The organism is Pantoea sp. X-Soil-OKNW-713 (assembly GCF_059730685.1).
This window is the reverse complement of the sequence record NZ_AP035995.1, coordinates 1,363,701-1,377,457: the sequence shown is the minus strand read 5'-3', so window position 1 is coordinate 1,377,457 and position 13,757 is coordinate 1,363,701. Positions and strand designations below refer to the sequence as shown.

The following is a 13,757-nucleotide window of genomic DNA, read 5'->3' as shown; positions in this document are numbered from 1 at the left end:
ATGTACCAATATGTGTAGCGGCGCGATTCATCGCGCAACGTTAATGTACCAATATGTGTAGCGGCGCGATTCATCGCGCAACGTTAATGTTGTTTGACTGCCAGTAACGCCGCAATCTGACTGACATCGCTAATGTCATCCAGCGTCATGCACATCGCTTCCAACTGCGCCACCTGCTCTTCTGGCAGCACCCGCAACGCAAGGCTACGATACTTCGCCAGCAGTGCCTCCAGGCTCAGCGGATTGGCGGGTGCTCCGGACGGCACCGCCACATGTTGCTGCCACTGCTCACCTTGCACCGTCTCCAGCCGCACCCAGGGTTCAGCGTCGCGGTTCTGCTCAGGATCGATCACCAGCTCCACCCGCGCCATCAAGGCTTCTGCATCAGGATGCTGACGTTTTGCCTCATCATAGCTGGCCAGGTCTGCCGCGCCATACAACGCGCGCGCCGTCAGCGCATAAGGCAAACTCATCTGCGCCGCCGCCAGGCTGGCGACATCACGGGTGCCACACATCTCCAGCAGGAAGGGGTTCAGCCCCACCACAATGCGCGCGATATCTGCGGTCGCCAGCGCTTGTTGCTGCAACAGCATACCCAGCGCATCAATTGCCGAATGGGTGCCACGACAGGCTGCATAGGGTTTGATCGAACAGCGCGCCAGCTTCCACACCACGCCGAGATCGGCCACCAGCGCCTCGGGCTGCTGAGTGTCCAGCGCCAGGGTTTGCAGGAAGCCACCCCAGCGCGGCTCGAAGACCGCCGCAGGACCGCTGATACCACGTTGCGCCAGCAGTGCTGCCTGTACCCCACCTTCCGCCGCACGCGCTGCGTGCAGTTTTTTGGTATGCGAACCGTCGTGAATAAAGCCCCACAATCCCCCACTGAAACTGGCCGCAATACCCAGCGCCGAAGCGCTTTGCGCCGGGGTGAGTTGCAACAGCGAACACACCGCTGCCGCCGCGCCAAACACGCCACAGCTGGCGGTGGAGTGCCAGCCCGCACCGTTATGCGCCGAATAACCGCCGCAAGCCTCCAGCACCCGACGCCCAATGTCATAACCGATCACCATTGCGGTCAGCAGCGCCTGGCCACTCACCGGCTGCGGGGCCAGCGGCAGCACCGCCAGCAACGCCGGGATCACCACCGCACCGGAATGGTCACAGCCACCGGTATCGTCCAGCTCATACATATGCGCCGCCACGCCATTAAGCCATGCTGCCTGACGGGCATTGACCTGTTGCGCGCTGCCCCACACCTGCGCCTGAGCATAACCGCCCTCGGCCTCGACCAGCGTCTGACACTCACGCCAGATCGGGCTATCGCTACCCGCCAGCGAAGCGCCAAGAGTATCGAGGAAGTGACGTTTAGCCTGCTCCACCAGCGCCACAGGCAACTGGTCAAAACGGGTTTCAGCAATAAAACTCGCCAGCTGATTAAGCATTGTTCTCTCCGATGATGCGGGTGAAAACTTCAGCCGGATGATCCGCGCCGTTGTCGGGTTGGGTCTGCCAGTGCGCTGCCACCTGCTGCGCCGTGGCGATCCATACGTTGTGTTGTTGCAGCGTATCGAGCAGCGATCGCAGCAGACCAATGCGTCCGGCCGTGCCGATGATCTCCGGGTGCAAACGCAGCAGATAACACAGGCCAAAACGATGGAAACCGCGGAAATCCTGGGTCAGGTTGTCGAGGGTTTCGCCATAGGGGGCAATACGCGACTGTCCCGGTGGAATCGCCGGACTGAGGTTAAAGGCAAAATAGGGTTCATCTTCCAGCGTGTAGTGCATCGGCAGTTCCACCAGCCGGGTGCCAGGGTGGAAATAGGGCAGATCGTCTCCGCGCCAGCTGGAGGACCAGCGAATTCCCTGCTCAATCAACGCCTGGGCCAGCCCCGGCTTCCACTGCCCTGCCGGAGTGCGGAAACCCTGTATCGGTTGTCCGGTTAATTGCGCCAGTTTGTCGCAACCCCGCGTGATGCTGGCAATTTGTTGTTCCAGGGTCAGCGTGGAGAAATCCTCATGGCGGTCGCCGCTACAGGCGATTTCATGGCCATCAGCGATGATGCGTTGCACCCACTCCGGCTGCTCCTCCGCCACAATCGCTGGCAGACACCAACTGGCTTTGAGCTGTTTTTCCGCCAGCAGACTCAACAGACGATCGACGCCGCGCAGCGTGCCATAGCGCCATACCGACAGGGTTTTGTCGCGCCCTGCCACCGCCGGTGCCTGGGTGAGAATGCCATGAATATCGTTAAAATCGATGGTGATAATCGCCGCCGACTGGAAGCCCAGCGGCCAGCGGGAAGATTCAGTCATGCTGCTGCTCCTGCAAGTACCACTGCGCCACCGCATCGCAACGCGCAAACCACACATCATCGCGCGCCGTCATATGTTCAAACAGCTGCTCCAGCAGCAGCAAGCGCCCTGGCTGACCGGAGATTTTCGGATGGAACAGGGTGGTCAGGCATAAGCCCTCATCCATCGCGCCATCAAATTCGCGCTGCCAGTTGTCGCGGGTGTGGGCATAGCTGGCAATACGATCGCCGCCTTTCGGGAAGTCCGGCTGGCGGGTATAGGCCAGCGAGGCGTAATCATCCATCTCCCATTTGCCGGGGATTTCCACCAGCGGCGTATGTCCGGCTACCGGGATGCTGTAGGGACGATCGTCGCCGCGCATACTGCTGGAGTAGATCACCCCAGCGTCACGCAGGATCTGCGGCGTTTCTGCATGCCAGTCACCTGACGGCGTGCGAAAGCCACAAGCGGTAATGCCGAGATATTGCTTAAAGATCGCCGCCGATTTTGCCATCACCGCCCGTTGTTCTTCCGGCGAAATCGCCCAGAAAGATTCGTGGCGATAGCCGTGATAAGCCACTTCGTGGCCCTGCTCAATAATCGCCTGGCACTGCTGCGGCCACTGCTCCACCACCCACGCGGGAACAAAGAAGGTGGCGGGCAGTTGAAACGCCCGCAGCAGATCGAGCAAACGCCCGAGCGCGCGGTACGGCCCGTAAGCGCCAAAGGTGAAATACTCCGGCGTCGACCACAGGCTGCCATTCAACATGGCATCGCCGGTGGGACCATCAAGGTCAAACGCCAGCGCCATACAGCCGCGCTTGCCCTGTGGCCAGCGCACTGCGCCCGGTTGTTGCATCAGCCGTCTCCTGTTAGCCCTGGTTTACCGTGGCTTTTGCCACACCGTTGTCGCCCAGACCCCATTTGCTGAGGATCTTCTGGTAAGTGCCGTCGGCAATCATCGCATCCAGCGCGCCCTGCACGGCGGTGGTCAGATCCGATGCATCTTTACCGATCGCCATGCCGGTGTACTGGAAGGAGAAGGCTTTATCGAGCGGCTTAAAGGTGCCCTTTTCCAGGTTCATGATGTACGGCAGGGTTTCGCTGCCCTGTACCGCGCCATCCAGACGACGTTGACGCAACTGAGTGCGGGCATCCGCCGTCCCTTCCGCCCCGACCACAATGATGGCGGGCTTACCGGCGGCTTCGCAGTGGGCTTTGCTCCAGTTAGCAATTTCCTGCGGGAAGGTGGTGCGACGGCTGGTGCCTACGCGCTTGCCGCACAAATCCATCGCGCTGTTGATGTCGCTGCGTGCGGATAAGGTGTAGAACTGCGGGCCGGTTTTGAAGTAGTCGATAAAGTTAACCACCTTCTGGCGTTCTTTGGTGTCGGTCATACCGGACATCACCATATCAACGCGTTTGGTCACCACGGCGTTGACCATCTGTTCAAACGCGATCTCCTGCCAGTTGATCTTCACGCCCAGCTTCTGACCAATCGCCATGCCGAGATCGTAATCGACGCCGGTCAACTGGTTGCTGGCCGGATCTTTAAAATCCATCGGCGGATAGTTCGGCATGATCGCCACGGTCAAACCTTTCTCTTTGATCGACGCTGGCACAGCGATATCGGCCCAGGCCGACGATTGCAGCAACAGCGCGGCACTTACGGCGCTCAGTAACAGTTTTTTCATTCAAATCACCCCGGTCAGTTAAAGAAGAATCGCGTTGATAAAGTTTTTCATCCGTGGGTTTTGCGGGTTCAACAGAATGTCTTCCGGTGCGCCCTGCTCGATAATGCGTCCCTCATCCATAAACACCACCTGGTTCGCCACTTCACGGGCAAAGCCCATTTCATGGGTAACGACCAGCATGGTGGTGCCCTCTTTTGCCAGTTGACGCATCACCGCCAGCACTTCGCCGACCATTTCCGGATCGAGTGCCGAGGTAGGTTCATCAAACAGCATTAATTTCGGTTTCATCGCCAGCGCACGGGCAATCGCCACGCGCTGCTGTTGGCCGCCGGACAGCGACTGTGGGTAGTCGTGGGCTTTGTGTGCCAGTCCGACGCGATCCAGCAGCGCCATCGCCTCTTCGCTGGCTTCACGTTTCGGACGCAGCAGCACGCGGCACGGCCCTTCGATGATGTTTTCCAGCGCGGTTTTATGCGGGAACAGATTGAAGCGCTGAAAGACCATGCCGGTTTGCAGGCGCTGGCGGGCGATCTGCTTATCACTCAACGGGTAAAGTTTGTTGCCGTTGATACGGTAGCCCGCCAGTTCGTTATCGACCCAGATCCCCCCCTGGTCGATTTTCTCCAGTTGGTTGATACAGCGCAGAAAGGTGCTTTTACCGGAGCCGGATGGCCCGAGAATGCACATCACCTCGCCGTAATTCACCTCAAGGCTGACATCCTTCAAGGCGTGGAACTGGTCGAAATATTTGTTCACCTTGACGGCGCGCACGATGTTTCTCATCTCTCTCACTCCTTAGTGACGACGGCGATGGCCGCGTGAGAAGTAGCGTTCCAGCTGGCTCTGACCAAACGACAGCACCGTCACCACAATCAGGTACCAGATACCGGCCACAAACAGCAGTTCCATCACGCGCGCGTTGGCGAAGTAGATGTTCTGGGTGTTGTAGAGCAGTTCCGAGTACTGGATCATGCTCGCCAGACTGGTGGTCTTGATCATGCTGATAAATTCGTTGCCTACCGGCGGCAGGATGACGCGCATCGCCTGCGGCAAAATAATGCGCTGCAACGCCTGCAAACGCGGCATACCGATGGCTTTCGCCGCCTCGTACTGACCGGTATCCACCGACAGCAGACCGGCACGTACCACTTCGGAGGTGTACGCCCCCTGGTTGATGCTCAGGCCGAGCAGTGCCGCGAGGAACGGTGTCATGACGGTGACGGTTTGTACGCTGAACACGCCAGGAATGCTGATGGTGGGAAACACCAACGCCAGGTTGAACCACAACAGCAGTTGCAGAATCAGCGGCGTGCCACGGAAGATCCAGGCGTAACCAACCGCGATGTAGTGCAGCACCGGGTTCGGCGACATGTACATGATGGCGGTGATCACCCCGAACAACACGCCGAAGCCCATCGCCAGCACGGACATAATCAGGGTGTTGACCACCCCGTCGAGAATCGCTTTGGCGGTAAAGAACTGGCCGACAAACGACCATTCGATATTGCCGTGCGCAAAGGCGTTAACCAGCAACGCCAGCAGGATTAGGATGACCGCCGAGGCGGTGATACGGCCATAATAACGGCGCGGCACCACCTGATAACGATCGAGATCGTAATGCGGTTGGCTACTGACGTTGTTGGTTGCGGTGGTGGTCGATTGCGACATCAGCGTCTCCTCAGGCGCGCGGGCCAGCGTAGTCGTCAGCCCACTGTTGCTGGGCCTGCATCAGGGTTTGCAGACGCGCCAGTTGCTCGCGTACCCGCACCGGTGCCGTGCCGCCGTAACCGTTACGGACTGCCAGCGCGGATTCGAGCGTCAGTGCGCCACGGACTTCGGCGGTCAGACGGCTATCGACCGCCTGTAACTGCGCATCGCTCAGATCGGACAGGCCACAACCTTGCTGCTCGCACAGCTGTACCAGTTGACCGGTGATTTCGTGTGCTTCACGGAACGGCACGCCGCGCATCGCCAGCCAGTCGGCCACTTCCGTCGCCAGGGTGAAACCATCCGGGGCCTGCTCACGCATCACCTCGGTGTTGAATTTCAGCGTCGCCATCATGCCGGCCATCGCAGGCAGCACCAGCAACAGGGTATCGACCGCGTCAATCACGTTGCGTTTGTCGTCGCTCAGGTCGCGGTTGTAAGACAGCGGCATCGCTTTCATGGTGGTGAGCAGCGCCGTCAGGTTGCCGACCAGGCGGCCCGAACGGCCACGCGTCAACTCGGCGATATCCGGGTTCTTCTTCTGCGGCATGATCGAGCTACCGGTGGCGTAGCTGTCGTGTAGCTCAACCCAGCGGAACTGACGCGAGGCCCACATGCACACCTCTTCACACAGGCGCGACAGGTTGATGCCAATCATGCTGGTGACAAACAGGAATTCGGCAGCGTAGTCACGGCTGGCAACCGCATCAATTGAGTTCTCGCACGGCGCGAGATAGGCCAGGTCGGCGGCGGCTAATTCTGGCTGACGCGCAATGGCGGAACCGGCCATTGCCGCCGCGCCGAGCGGGCAGCGCGCACTACGGCGATCCCAGTCCTGCATACGCTCGATATCACGGGCGAAGGATTGCGCATGCGCCAGCAACTGATGACCAAACACAATCGGCTGCGCCTGTTGCAGATGGGTAAAGCCCGGTGCCACGCTTTCGGTGTGCTGTGCCGCCTGCTCGACCAACGCCTGTTGCAGCCCGAGCAGCGCGGTGACCACCTTACGGCCGTTATCGCGCAGATAGAGGCGCAGGTCGTTGACGGTTTGATCGTTACGTGAACGACCGGCGCGTAATTTGCCGCCCAGCGGCCCTAAGCGTTCAGTCAGTGCGCGCTCAACAAAGGTATGCACATCTTCATCCGCCGCGATGGGATGCAACTGACCGGCGCGGAACTCAGCATCCAACTCATCAATCGCCGCCAGCATGGTGCTCAGTTCCGCGTCGCTCAGCAGTTCGCCACGCGCCAGTTCACGGGCGTGGGCACGGCAGCCAGCAAAATCGTAAGGAGCCAGGGCAAAGTAGTAATCCGGGCTACGCGACAGCGCGGTTAAACTGGCCGCCGGTGCGGCTTTAAAACGCGCACCCCATAACAGTTCTGCTTTCTCAGACATGCAATTTCCCCTTACCAATAATCAATAGCGAGATGAATTAGGCACCAGCGATAATAAAAACTTATTTTATTGCTACGCTGGTAAACGCGGCACATTTCAGGTTCACTACACTTTCACCGCAATAATTCCGGAGTTGAATAGCAAAGATGGAAAGTAAAGTTTCCCAGTCTGGAAACAATGCAATCAATCGCAGCGACAATGCGGTGCTGGCATTAAGTAATATCGATTTAAAATTGCTACGCGTATTTAAATGCGTGGTAGAAGCCGGTGGATTAACTGCCGCTAGCCACGAGCTGAATATTGGTCTGGCAGCAATCAGTAAACAGGTTTCCGATCTGGAAATTCGCCTCGGCATGACGCTGTGCAGCCGTGGGCGCGAAGGCTTTGAACTGACGCAGTACGGTATCAACGTCTATCAGGCGACGCTGGAGTTGTTCGTCTCGCTTAATCTGTTCCGCGAGCGGCTGCACAACAGCCGCAACGAGCTGCTGGGCGACATCGCGATTTGCGTGGTGGATAACACCATCTCCGACCCGCACTCCCCGGTCACCAGCGCGGTGCAACAGCTGCACCAGAATGCACCAAAGGTACAAATCCGTCTGCAAACGGCACAATTAGATGATATTGAACGCGGTATTAGCGAAGGGCGTTTTCATTGCGGTATTGCGCCAGTTTATGAAATGAAAAGTGATTTCGATTACTTCCCGTTATATAAAGAATATTCGAAATTATATTGCTCTGCTGGTCACCCACTTTATTCCGGCAGCGCCGACCATAAAATATCGCTGGCATTATTACGCGAACAAAAAGTCATAAATCATTTATATGTTACGCCGCGCGATGCACGACGACTTATTCCATTACAGGACAGCGGCGTACAGGCTGTTCAGGTTGAATCCGTCGCCATGCTGATTCTGACCGGGCATTTTATTGGCTATTTACCCGAACACTACGCGGCGGCGTTTATTGCACGCGGCCAGTTGTGTGAATTGGGGGATGAATCGATTCGTATGGAGAATCCGTTCTGCCTGATGATGAAGAAGGGCCGCAAAATAAATCCGATTATTAAGCTGTTTATGCAGGCGCTGGCGATCCCGGAGGCGGAAGCAGCGCACTGATTTGGTGCAATGGATGAGGTGCGCGCGGTTGCCCTCACCCCGGCCCTCTCCCGCAAGACGGGAGAGGGAGATGTGCAGTATGCCAATCCGTGCACGATCAGTCCCCTCTCCCGTTGGCGGGAGAGGGTTAGGGTGAGGGAAACACTAAGCTTTTCCCCAGACACTGCGCCGCCGCATTACCCACATAATGTCCAAAGGGTGCAATCGGCCGATACGCCTGGCGGGCATAAAACCTTAACGCGCATTGATTCACCTTGCGCGTCTCCAGCCACATCGCCTGATAGCCTTGCGCCCGCGCCTGCTGCTCCAGATACTGCAAAATCGCTGCGCCAATGCCCTGCCCGGCGTTTAACGCATACATGCGTTTCAGCTCCGCCACCCCCGGTTGCAGCGGGCGAAACGCGCCACAGCCCACCGGCCTGCGTTGCTCATCACGCGCGATCACGAAACAGCTGCCCGGCTGCTGCATTGCGTCGGGATCAAAGCTGGCACGCCCGCTGCTGCCGGTCAACTGTGCCAGGGTAGCTGACAGACGATCCAGCAACCATTCAGCGTCCGGCTGCTGAAGCGACTCCGGCGTCACCACGATCATGCAGGCAGCCGCAAGGTTTTAAACATCACCGTTGTGGCGTCCAGCACCCCGGCGGTGGATTCGGCATAGTGGGGAATGGAGCCGGCAATTTTCCATTCGAGCGACAGGTAGAGATCGGTCGCCACATCGCCGCTGCGCGTGTCCAGCACCAGTAAGGTTTTGCCGTTCTCCACCGCCAACTGTTCCGCCTGCTGCATCAACCGACGTCCAATCCCCATGCGACGCGCGCGCGGGTGCACCAGTAGCTTACTGATCTCAGCGCGGTGGCGACCGTTCGGCATGGCGCTGTACCCCACCATGACCGTCGCCACGATCTCTCCGTGCAGGCGTGCCACCAGCAGTTGATTGTCGCCGCTGGCAAGGCTGAAGATTTTGTCCTGCCAGAAACGTTCCATCACCGCACGATCGTTGGCATCGATAAACCCAACGCTGGCCCCCTCCGCCACACATCCCTGCAACACATCACATAACGCCCCCACCAGAGGCTGCGCCTGGCTGGCGCTAAGCTGTTCGATCTCAATCATGGTTTGCACACCACCAGAATGTAACGTGCGCCACCCTGCGGGTGCGCGGTGAAGGAGGATTTGCCGGTCAGGTGGAAGCGCAGGCAGTCACCCGCCTGCAAGGTCCAGCTTTGCGCGTCCATGCTGATGGTCAACTCGCCGGACTGTAACCAGATATGCTGCTCCAGCCCCTGAATCGGCGGCGCGTCATAATCAATACGCGAACCGGGTTGTAACACCCCTTCCACCATTTCTGCTCTAAAATGAGTGGCAGGCGGCGAAACGTTGCGGCGCTGAAAGCCACTCAGTTCATCGACCCACACCGGCTGCTGTTCGGGTTTAAGTAACAACAGCGCGTCGTCTTCGACCTCACTCAGCAGGCGCGACATGGTGAGGCCATAGGCGACACAAAGTCGATTGAGTAATGCTGCCGTTGGACTGGTCTCGGCGCGCTCAATGCGCGACAATGTGGCCCGACTGATGCCGGTGGCCATCGCCAGTTCATCCAGTGACCAGCCGCGTTGCAGGCGCAATTCAGCCAAACGAGCGGCCAGCCGATCTTCGGTATCCGGTTCAGACATTATCACCTCTCAATTATGGGAAACAATCTCATAATTGAGATAAAACCTGAAAGCACCATCTCCGTCAAGTTGTACACAGAAAAATATGTTGTACAACTTATTCGCCGCGGTTAAGGTGTGGCGATGCAGGTCAGTATATTGAGGAAGATATGGCCTTATACAGTATCGGCGACGTTGCCGAACGCTGTGGAATCAATCCGGTAACACTTCGCGCATGGCAGCGACGTTACGGTCTGTTAAAGCCCCAGCGCACCGAAGGTGGTCACCGTCAGTTTGACGACGAAGATGTTCAGCGCATTGAAGAGATCAAGCGCTGGATAGAAAGCGGCGTGCCCGTTGGCAAGGTCAAGGCCCTGCTGGAAGGGGAAAGCGTCAATGTGCACGACGGCTGGAATACGTTGCAGGAAGAACTGATGAGCGTACTGCGCCATGTCAGACCTTCAAAGTTGCGTGCCAAGATCGCCACGGTCGGACGTGAGCATCCGGTGGATGCGCTGATTGATCATGTGATTGTGCCGGTTCGCCAGCGTCTCGGATTAGATCAAAACACCGCACGCGCCATGTGCAGCCTGCTTGATGGCGCGTTAATAGATTACGTGGCGTTTTGCCTGACCGGATCGCGTAAAAAAGCCGGCAAAGATGCGCTGATGATTGGCTGGGGCGTTGACGATCGCACCCGCATCTGGCTGGAAGCCTGGCGTCTCTCGCAACAGGGATGGCGTATGGATGTGCTGGCGGAACCGCTGGAACTGCCGCGCCCGGAGTTATTCCCCGGTCAGAATCTGTTTGTCTGGACCGGCAAAAAGCTCACCCGTCGTCAGCATGAACAACTGGAGCACTGGCAGGCCCAGGGCTTTAACGTTCACCTCCACGACCCCAACGCGTAAAAACGCACACATCGGCCTTTGCCTCGGCTGATGTGCGCGTTATCATGCCGCCCTCAATGACATTTCTCAGGTTTTGACATGAACTGGCAAAAAATCTTCATCTCTACCCTGTTTGCCGTGATGGCGCTGGGCGGCATGGGCGGCCTGATGCTGGTAGGCTACAGCCTTATTCTGCACGCCAACTAAGCCAGCGCTGCACGCGTTCAAGCAGACGATCGCACACCAACGCCAGCAGCGCCACCAGCAGTGCCCCCTGAATGACATAGGCGGTGTTAAAGCCGCTCAGGCCAATAATCACCGGCGATCCCAGACTCTCCGCGCCGACGGTTGAGGCGATTGCTGCGGTGCCGATATTGATCATCACCGAGGTGCGCACCCCGGCCATAATGACCGGTGCCGCCAGCGCCAGTTCGATCTGCCATAAACGCCGCCACGGCCCCATGCCCAGACCGGTGGCAATCTCGCGATTGCTGGCCGGTACGCTATCAAGACCAGCCAGCGTACCCTGCAAAATCGGCAGCAAACCATACAGAAACAACGCCATCACCGCCGGGGTCGCGCCGAACCCCATTACCGGCACCGCAATCGCCAGCACGGCTACCGGCGGAAAGGTCTGCCCGGCGGCGGCGAGGGTTTCCAGCAGCGGCCGAAACGCCCTCCCCTTACGCCGGGTGGCAAACACCGCACAACTCACCCCAACGACAATCGCCAGCGCGCTGGCGCTGACCACCAGCCACAGATGCGCCAGCGCCAGCCGCCAAAAACTATCCTGTTGATATAAAGGCCGTTCCAGTTGTGGAAACCAGTGGGCAAACAGCGGCGTGCTGTGCGGCAGTCCCCACAGCAGCAGCAGAAACAACGCCAGCAGCCAGTACAGCGGATCTTTCAGCCAGCTCATCAACTCGCCTCGCGCTGACGCAACAAATCGCTGAAGTGCAGCACGCCGAGCGGTTGCTGGTGTTGATCCACCACCGGCAGCTTGTCAGTGCGCCGGGCGATAAACTGCGACAATGCCTCACGCAGGGTTAACCCGGCGGCGATCGGTTCGGCCTCCAGCCACTCACCGCGGCGGACCGCGCTCCCTGCCCGTCCCAGAGCCAGCAAGCGTACGCCAAGTTCGCTGTGACCAAAAAATTCACGCGCAAAATCGCTGGCGGGTTGCGTCAGCAATTCAATCGGTTTGCCCTGCTGGACAATTTCGCCGCCATCCATTAACACCAACTGGTCGGCCAGGGTCAGCGCCTCATCGATATCATGGGTCACCAACACGATGGTGCGCCCGGACAGGCGGTGAATGCGCAGCATCTCCTGTTGCAGCGCCTGACGGTTGACCGGATCGAGCGCGCCAAAGGGTTCGTCCATCAGCAGCAACTCAGGGTCCGCCGCCAGCGCCCGCGCCACGCCCACACGCTGCTGTTGACCGCCGGAAAGCTGATGCGGATAACGTGTCGCCAACTCGCTGTCCAGATTGAGGAGCGTCAATAGCTCCGCCACGCGCTCACGAATACGCGCCGGTGACCAGCCCAGTAGCGATGGTACGGTGGCAATATTTTTCGCGACGTTCCAGTGCGGAAATAGCCCGATGGACTGAATCGCATAACCAATGCGGCGACGCAAGGCACGGGCATCCATCCGTTCAATGGCTTCTCCGGCAAAGCGGATCTCCCCGCTGTCATGCTCCACCAGTCGATTAATCATTTTCAGGGTGGTGGATTTACCGGAACCCGAAGTGCCAATCAGCACCGTGAAACTGCCTTTCTCAATATGCAGCGACAAATTGCGCACCGCTGCTTTGCCGTTGAAAACTTTATTTACCTGATGAAATTCAATCATATTGTCTCTCCAGCAGCGCAGCCAGTAAGCGCAGCAGCGCATCGGCGATCACCGCCAGCGCCACCACCGGGATCACCCCAAGCAGCACCAGATCCAGTGCGCTACTTAATAATCCCTGAAACAAAATGGCCCCGAATCCTCCGGCACCAATCAACGCCGCCACCACCGCCAGCCCCAGCGTCTGAACCACCACCACACGCAAACCGGAGAGCCACACCGGGAGCGCCAGCGGCAGTTCGGCAAAACAGAACTGCTGCCAACGGCTCATCCCCATGCCACGCGCGGTTTCCCGTACCTCCGCAGGCACCTGCTGCAAACCGGCCACCACACTACGCACCAGCGGCAGCAACGCGTACAACACCAGCGCTATCAGCGCCGGAGCCATACCGATACCCGCAATCCCCCAACTCGCCAGCAACGGAAACGTTGCTGCCAGCCCGGCCAGGGGGGCAATTAACAGGCCAAACAACGCTACCGAAGGGACGGTCTGGATCAGGTTTAATACGCTGAACGCGGTTTGCTGCCAGCTCGTACGCCGGGCAATAACAATGCCGAGCGGCAGACCGATCAGTATGGCTGGCAACAAGGTCCCGCCGAGCAGTGTCAGATGCTGGATGAACGCGGCATCAAATACCGTGCTGCGATTGGCGTACTCTTTTAACAGGGAAAGCTGGTTAAGATGGCCGCTCAGTAACAGGGCGAGCGGGAGCAACCACATTTGCAGGTTGAGTAAGATGCGCCACGTTGTCTGGCGATGGCGCTGACGAATCGCCTCTGCCGCCAGCAGCAACGTCAGCGCTGCAGCACTCCAGAAACCGCTGCCAAACGCGGTACGCGCCAGCCGACTGCCGCTTTGCGCCAGCAGTGTCGCCTGATGCCCACTCAGCCAGACCAGCAGCACAAACAGGCATTCGCAGCTGAGCAACAGCAGCAACGCGCTGCGCCGGGTTGGCAAGAAGACCAACAGCCACAACGCCAGCAACGGCAGCAACAGATATCCGCCCAAGGGTATCTGCCACAGCATCAGCGGCTGACCTGAAACCAGCCGGTTCGCCGCATAGGTCAGGATTGGCAGCGCGGCAAGCGCCACGCTGATCAACACCACCAGTACCAGCAAAACCGGCTGCGGTCGCCCGAATAATCGCGCCACC

The 13,757-nt window shown here is 58.7% G+C and carries 16 protein-coding genes; 3 read left to right on the top strand and 13 right to left on the bottom strand.

Going from position 1 to position 13,757, the window contains the following annotated elements; all coding sequences use genetic code 11:
* Positions 1 to 83: 83 nt before the first annotated feature.
* From AC6I8R_RS06330 to argH, 7 genes are read right to left on the bottom strand one after another with little or no spacing between them, the layout of a single operon-like run.
* Positions 84 to 1,442 carry an MmgE/PrpD family protein gene (locus AC6I8R_RS06330; RefSeq protein WP_415173785.1) on the bottom strand — a complete coding sequence of 453 codons (1,359 nt, stop codon included), beginning with the start codon at positions 1,440 to 1,442 and terminating at the stop codon, positions 84 to 86.
* Positions 1,435 to 2,313, bottom strand: coding sequence for a polysaccharide deacetylase family protein (locus AC6I8R_RS06325; RefSeq protein WP_497832025.1), 879 nt, complete (start codon positions 2,311 to 2,313; stop codon positions 1,435 to 1,437). The genes AC6I8R_RS06330 and AC6I8R_RS06325 overlap by 8 nt, the downstream gene beginning before the upstream one ends.
* On the bottom strand, positions 2,306 to 3,151 hold the full coding sequence (locus AC6I8R_RS06320) for a polysaccharide deacetylase family protein (protein WP_497830323.1): 846 nt from the start codon (positions 3,149 to 3,151) through the stop codon (positions 2,306 to 2,308). Before AC6I8R_RS06320 ends, AC6I8R_RS06325 begins: the two co-directional genes overlap by 8 nt.
* A 13-nt stretch (positions 3,152 to 3,164) precedes the next feature.
* The gene (locus AC6I8R_RS06315) at positions 3,165 to 3,986 is read right to left on the bottom strand and encodes an ABC transporter substrate-binding protein (RefSeq protein WP_021182508.1); all 822 of its coding nucleotides are present in this window, start codon (positions 3,984 to 3,986) and stop codon (positions 3,165 to 3,167) included.
* Between the two features lie 18 nt (positions 3,987 to 4,004).
* Positions 4,005 to 4,769 (bottom strand): amino acid ABC transporter ATP-binding protein, encoded by a 765-nt coding sequence (locus AC6I8R_RS06310; protein WP_021182507.1) that lies wholly within the window; start codon positions 4,767 to 4,769, stop codon positions 4,005 to 4,007.
* Between the two features lie 12 nt (positions 4,770 to 4,781).
* Complete coding sequence (locus tag AC6I8R_RS06305; RefSeq protein ID WP_021182506.1) at positions 4,782 to 5,654, bottom strand: amino acid ABC transporter permease; 873 nt, start codon at positions 5,652 to 5,654, stop codon at positions 4,782 to 4,784.
* 10 nt (positions 5,655 to 5,664) lie between these two features.
* Positions 5,665 to 7,092, bottom strand: a complete 1,428-nt coding sequence (gene argH / locus AC6I8R_RS06300) for an argininosuccinate lyase (RefSeq protein WP_021182505.1) — start codon at positions 7,090 to 7,092, stop codon at positions 5,665 to 5,667.
* Positions 7,093 to 7,238: 146 nt separating this feature from the next.
* Between argH and AC6I8R_RS06295 the strand changes: the two genes are divergently transcribed.
* A complete protein-coding gene (locus AC6I8R_RS06295) occupies positions 7,239 to 8,210 on the top strand; it encodes a LysR family transcriptional regulator (protein ID WP_021182504.1) in 972 nt (323 codons plus the stop codon).
* Positions 8,211 to 8,337: 127 nt separating this feature from the next.
* Here AC6I8R_RS06295 and AC6I8R_RS06290 read toward each other — a convergent pair whose 3' ends face one another.
* From AC6I8R_RS06290 to AC6I8R_RS06280, 3 genes are read right to left on the bottom strand one after another with little or no spacing between them, the layout of a single operon-like run.
* Positions 8,338 to 8,802, bottom strand: a complete 465-nt coding sequence (locus tag AC6I8R_RS06290) for a GNAT family N-acetyltransferase (protein ID WP_497832024.1) — start codon at positions 8,800 to 8,802, stop codon at positions 8,338 to 8,340.
* Complete coding sequence (locus tag AC6I8R_RS06285) at positions 8,799 to 9,326, bottom strand: GNAT family N-acetyltransferase (protein WP_497832023.1); 528 nt, start codon at positions 9,324 to 9,326, stop codon at positions 8,799 to 8,801. Before AC6I8R_RS06285 ends, AC6I8R_RS06290 begins: the two co-directional genes overlap by 4 nt.
* Entirely contained in the window at positions 9,323 to 9,886 is a 564-nt protein-coding gene (locus tag AC6I8R_RS06280) for a helix-turn-helix domain-containing protein (RefSeq protein WP_021182501.1), read from the bottom strand. The genes AC6I8R_RS06285 and AC6I8R_RS06280 overlap by 4 nt, the downstream gene beginning before the upstream one ends.
* A gap of 149 nt (positions 9,887 to 10,035) precedes the next feature.
* Here AC6I8R_RS06280 and AC6I8R_RS06275 point away from each other — a divergent pair, with 149 nt between their 5' ends.
* Positions 10,036 to 10,773, top strand: coding sequence for a MerR family transcriptional regulator (locus AC6I8R_RS06275; RefSeq protein WP_021182500.1), 738 nt, complete (start codon positions 10,036 to 10,038; stop codon positions 10,771 to 10,773).
* Between the two features lie 78 nt (positions 10,774 to 10,851).
* The gene (locus AC6I8R_RS06270; RefSeq protein ID WP_013508398.1) at positions 10,852 to 10,959 is read left to right on the top strand and encodes a YohO family small membrane protein; all 108 of its coding nucleotides are present in this window, start codon (positions 10,852 to 10,854) and stop codon (positions 10,957 to 10,959) included.
* Here AC6I8R_RS06270 and AC6I8R_RS06265 read toward each other — a convergent pair.
* From AC6I8R_RS06265 to AC6I8R_RS06255, 3 genes are read right to left on the bottom strand one after another with little or no spacing between them, the layout of a single operon-like run.
* Complete coding sequence (locus AC6I8R_RS06265; RefSeq protein ID WP_497832022.1) at positions 10,940 to 11,671, bottom strand: ABC transporter permease; 732 nt, start codon at positions 11,669 to 11,671, stop codon at positions 10,940 to 10,942. The genes AC6I8R_RS06270 and AC6I8R_RS06265 overlap by 20 nt on opposite strands.
* Entirely contained in the window at positions 11,671 to 12,606 is a 936-nt protein-coding gene (locus tag AC6I8R_RS06260; RefSeq protein WP_415173780.1) for an ABC transporter ATP-binding protein, read from the bottom strand. The genes AC6I8R_RS06265 and AC6I8R_RS06260 overlap by 1 nt, the downstream gene beginning before the upstream one ends.
* Positions 12,599 to 13,756, bottom strand: a complete 1,158-nt coding sequence (locus AC6I8R_RS06255) for an ABC transporter permease (RefSeq protein ID WP_497832021.1) — start codon at positions 13,754 to 13,756, stop codon at positions 12,599 to 12,601. Before AC6I8R_RS06255 ends, AC6I8R_RS06260 begins: the two co-directional genes overlap by 8 nt.
* Between the last annotated feature and the right edge of the window lies 1 nt (position 13,757).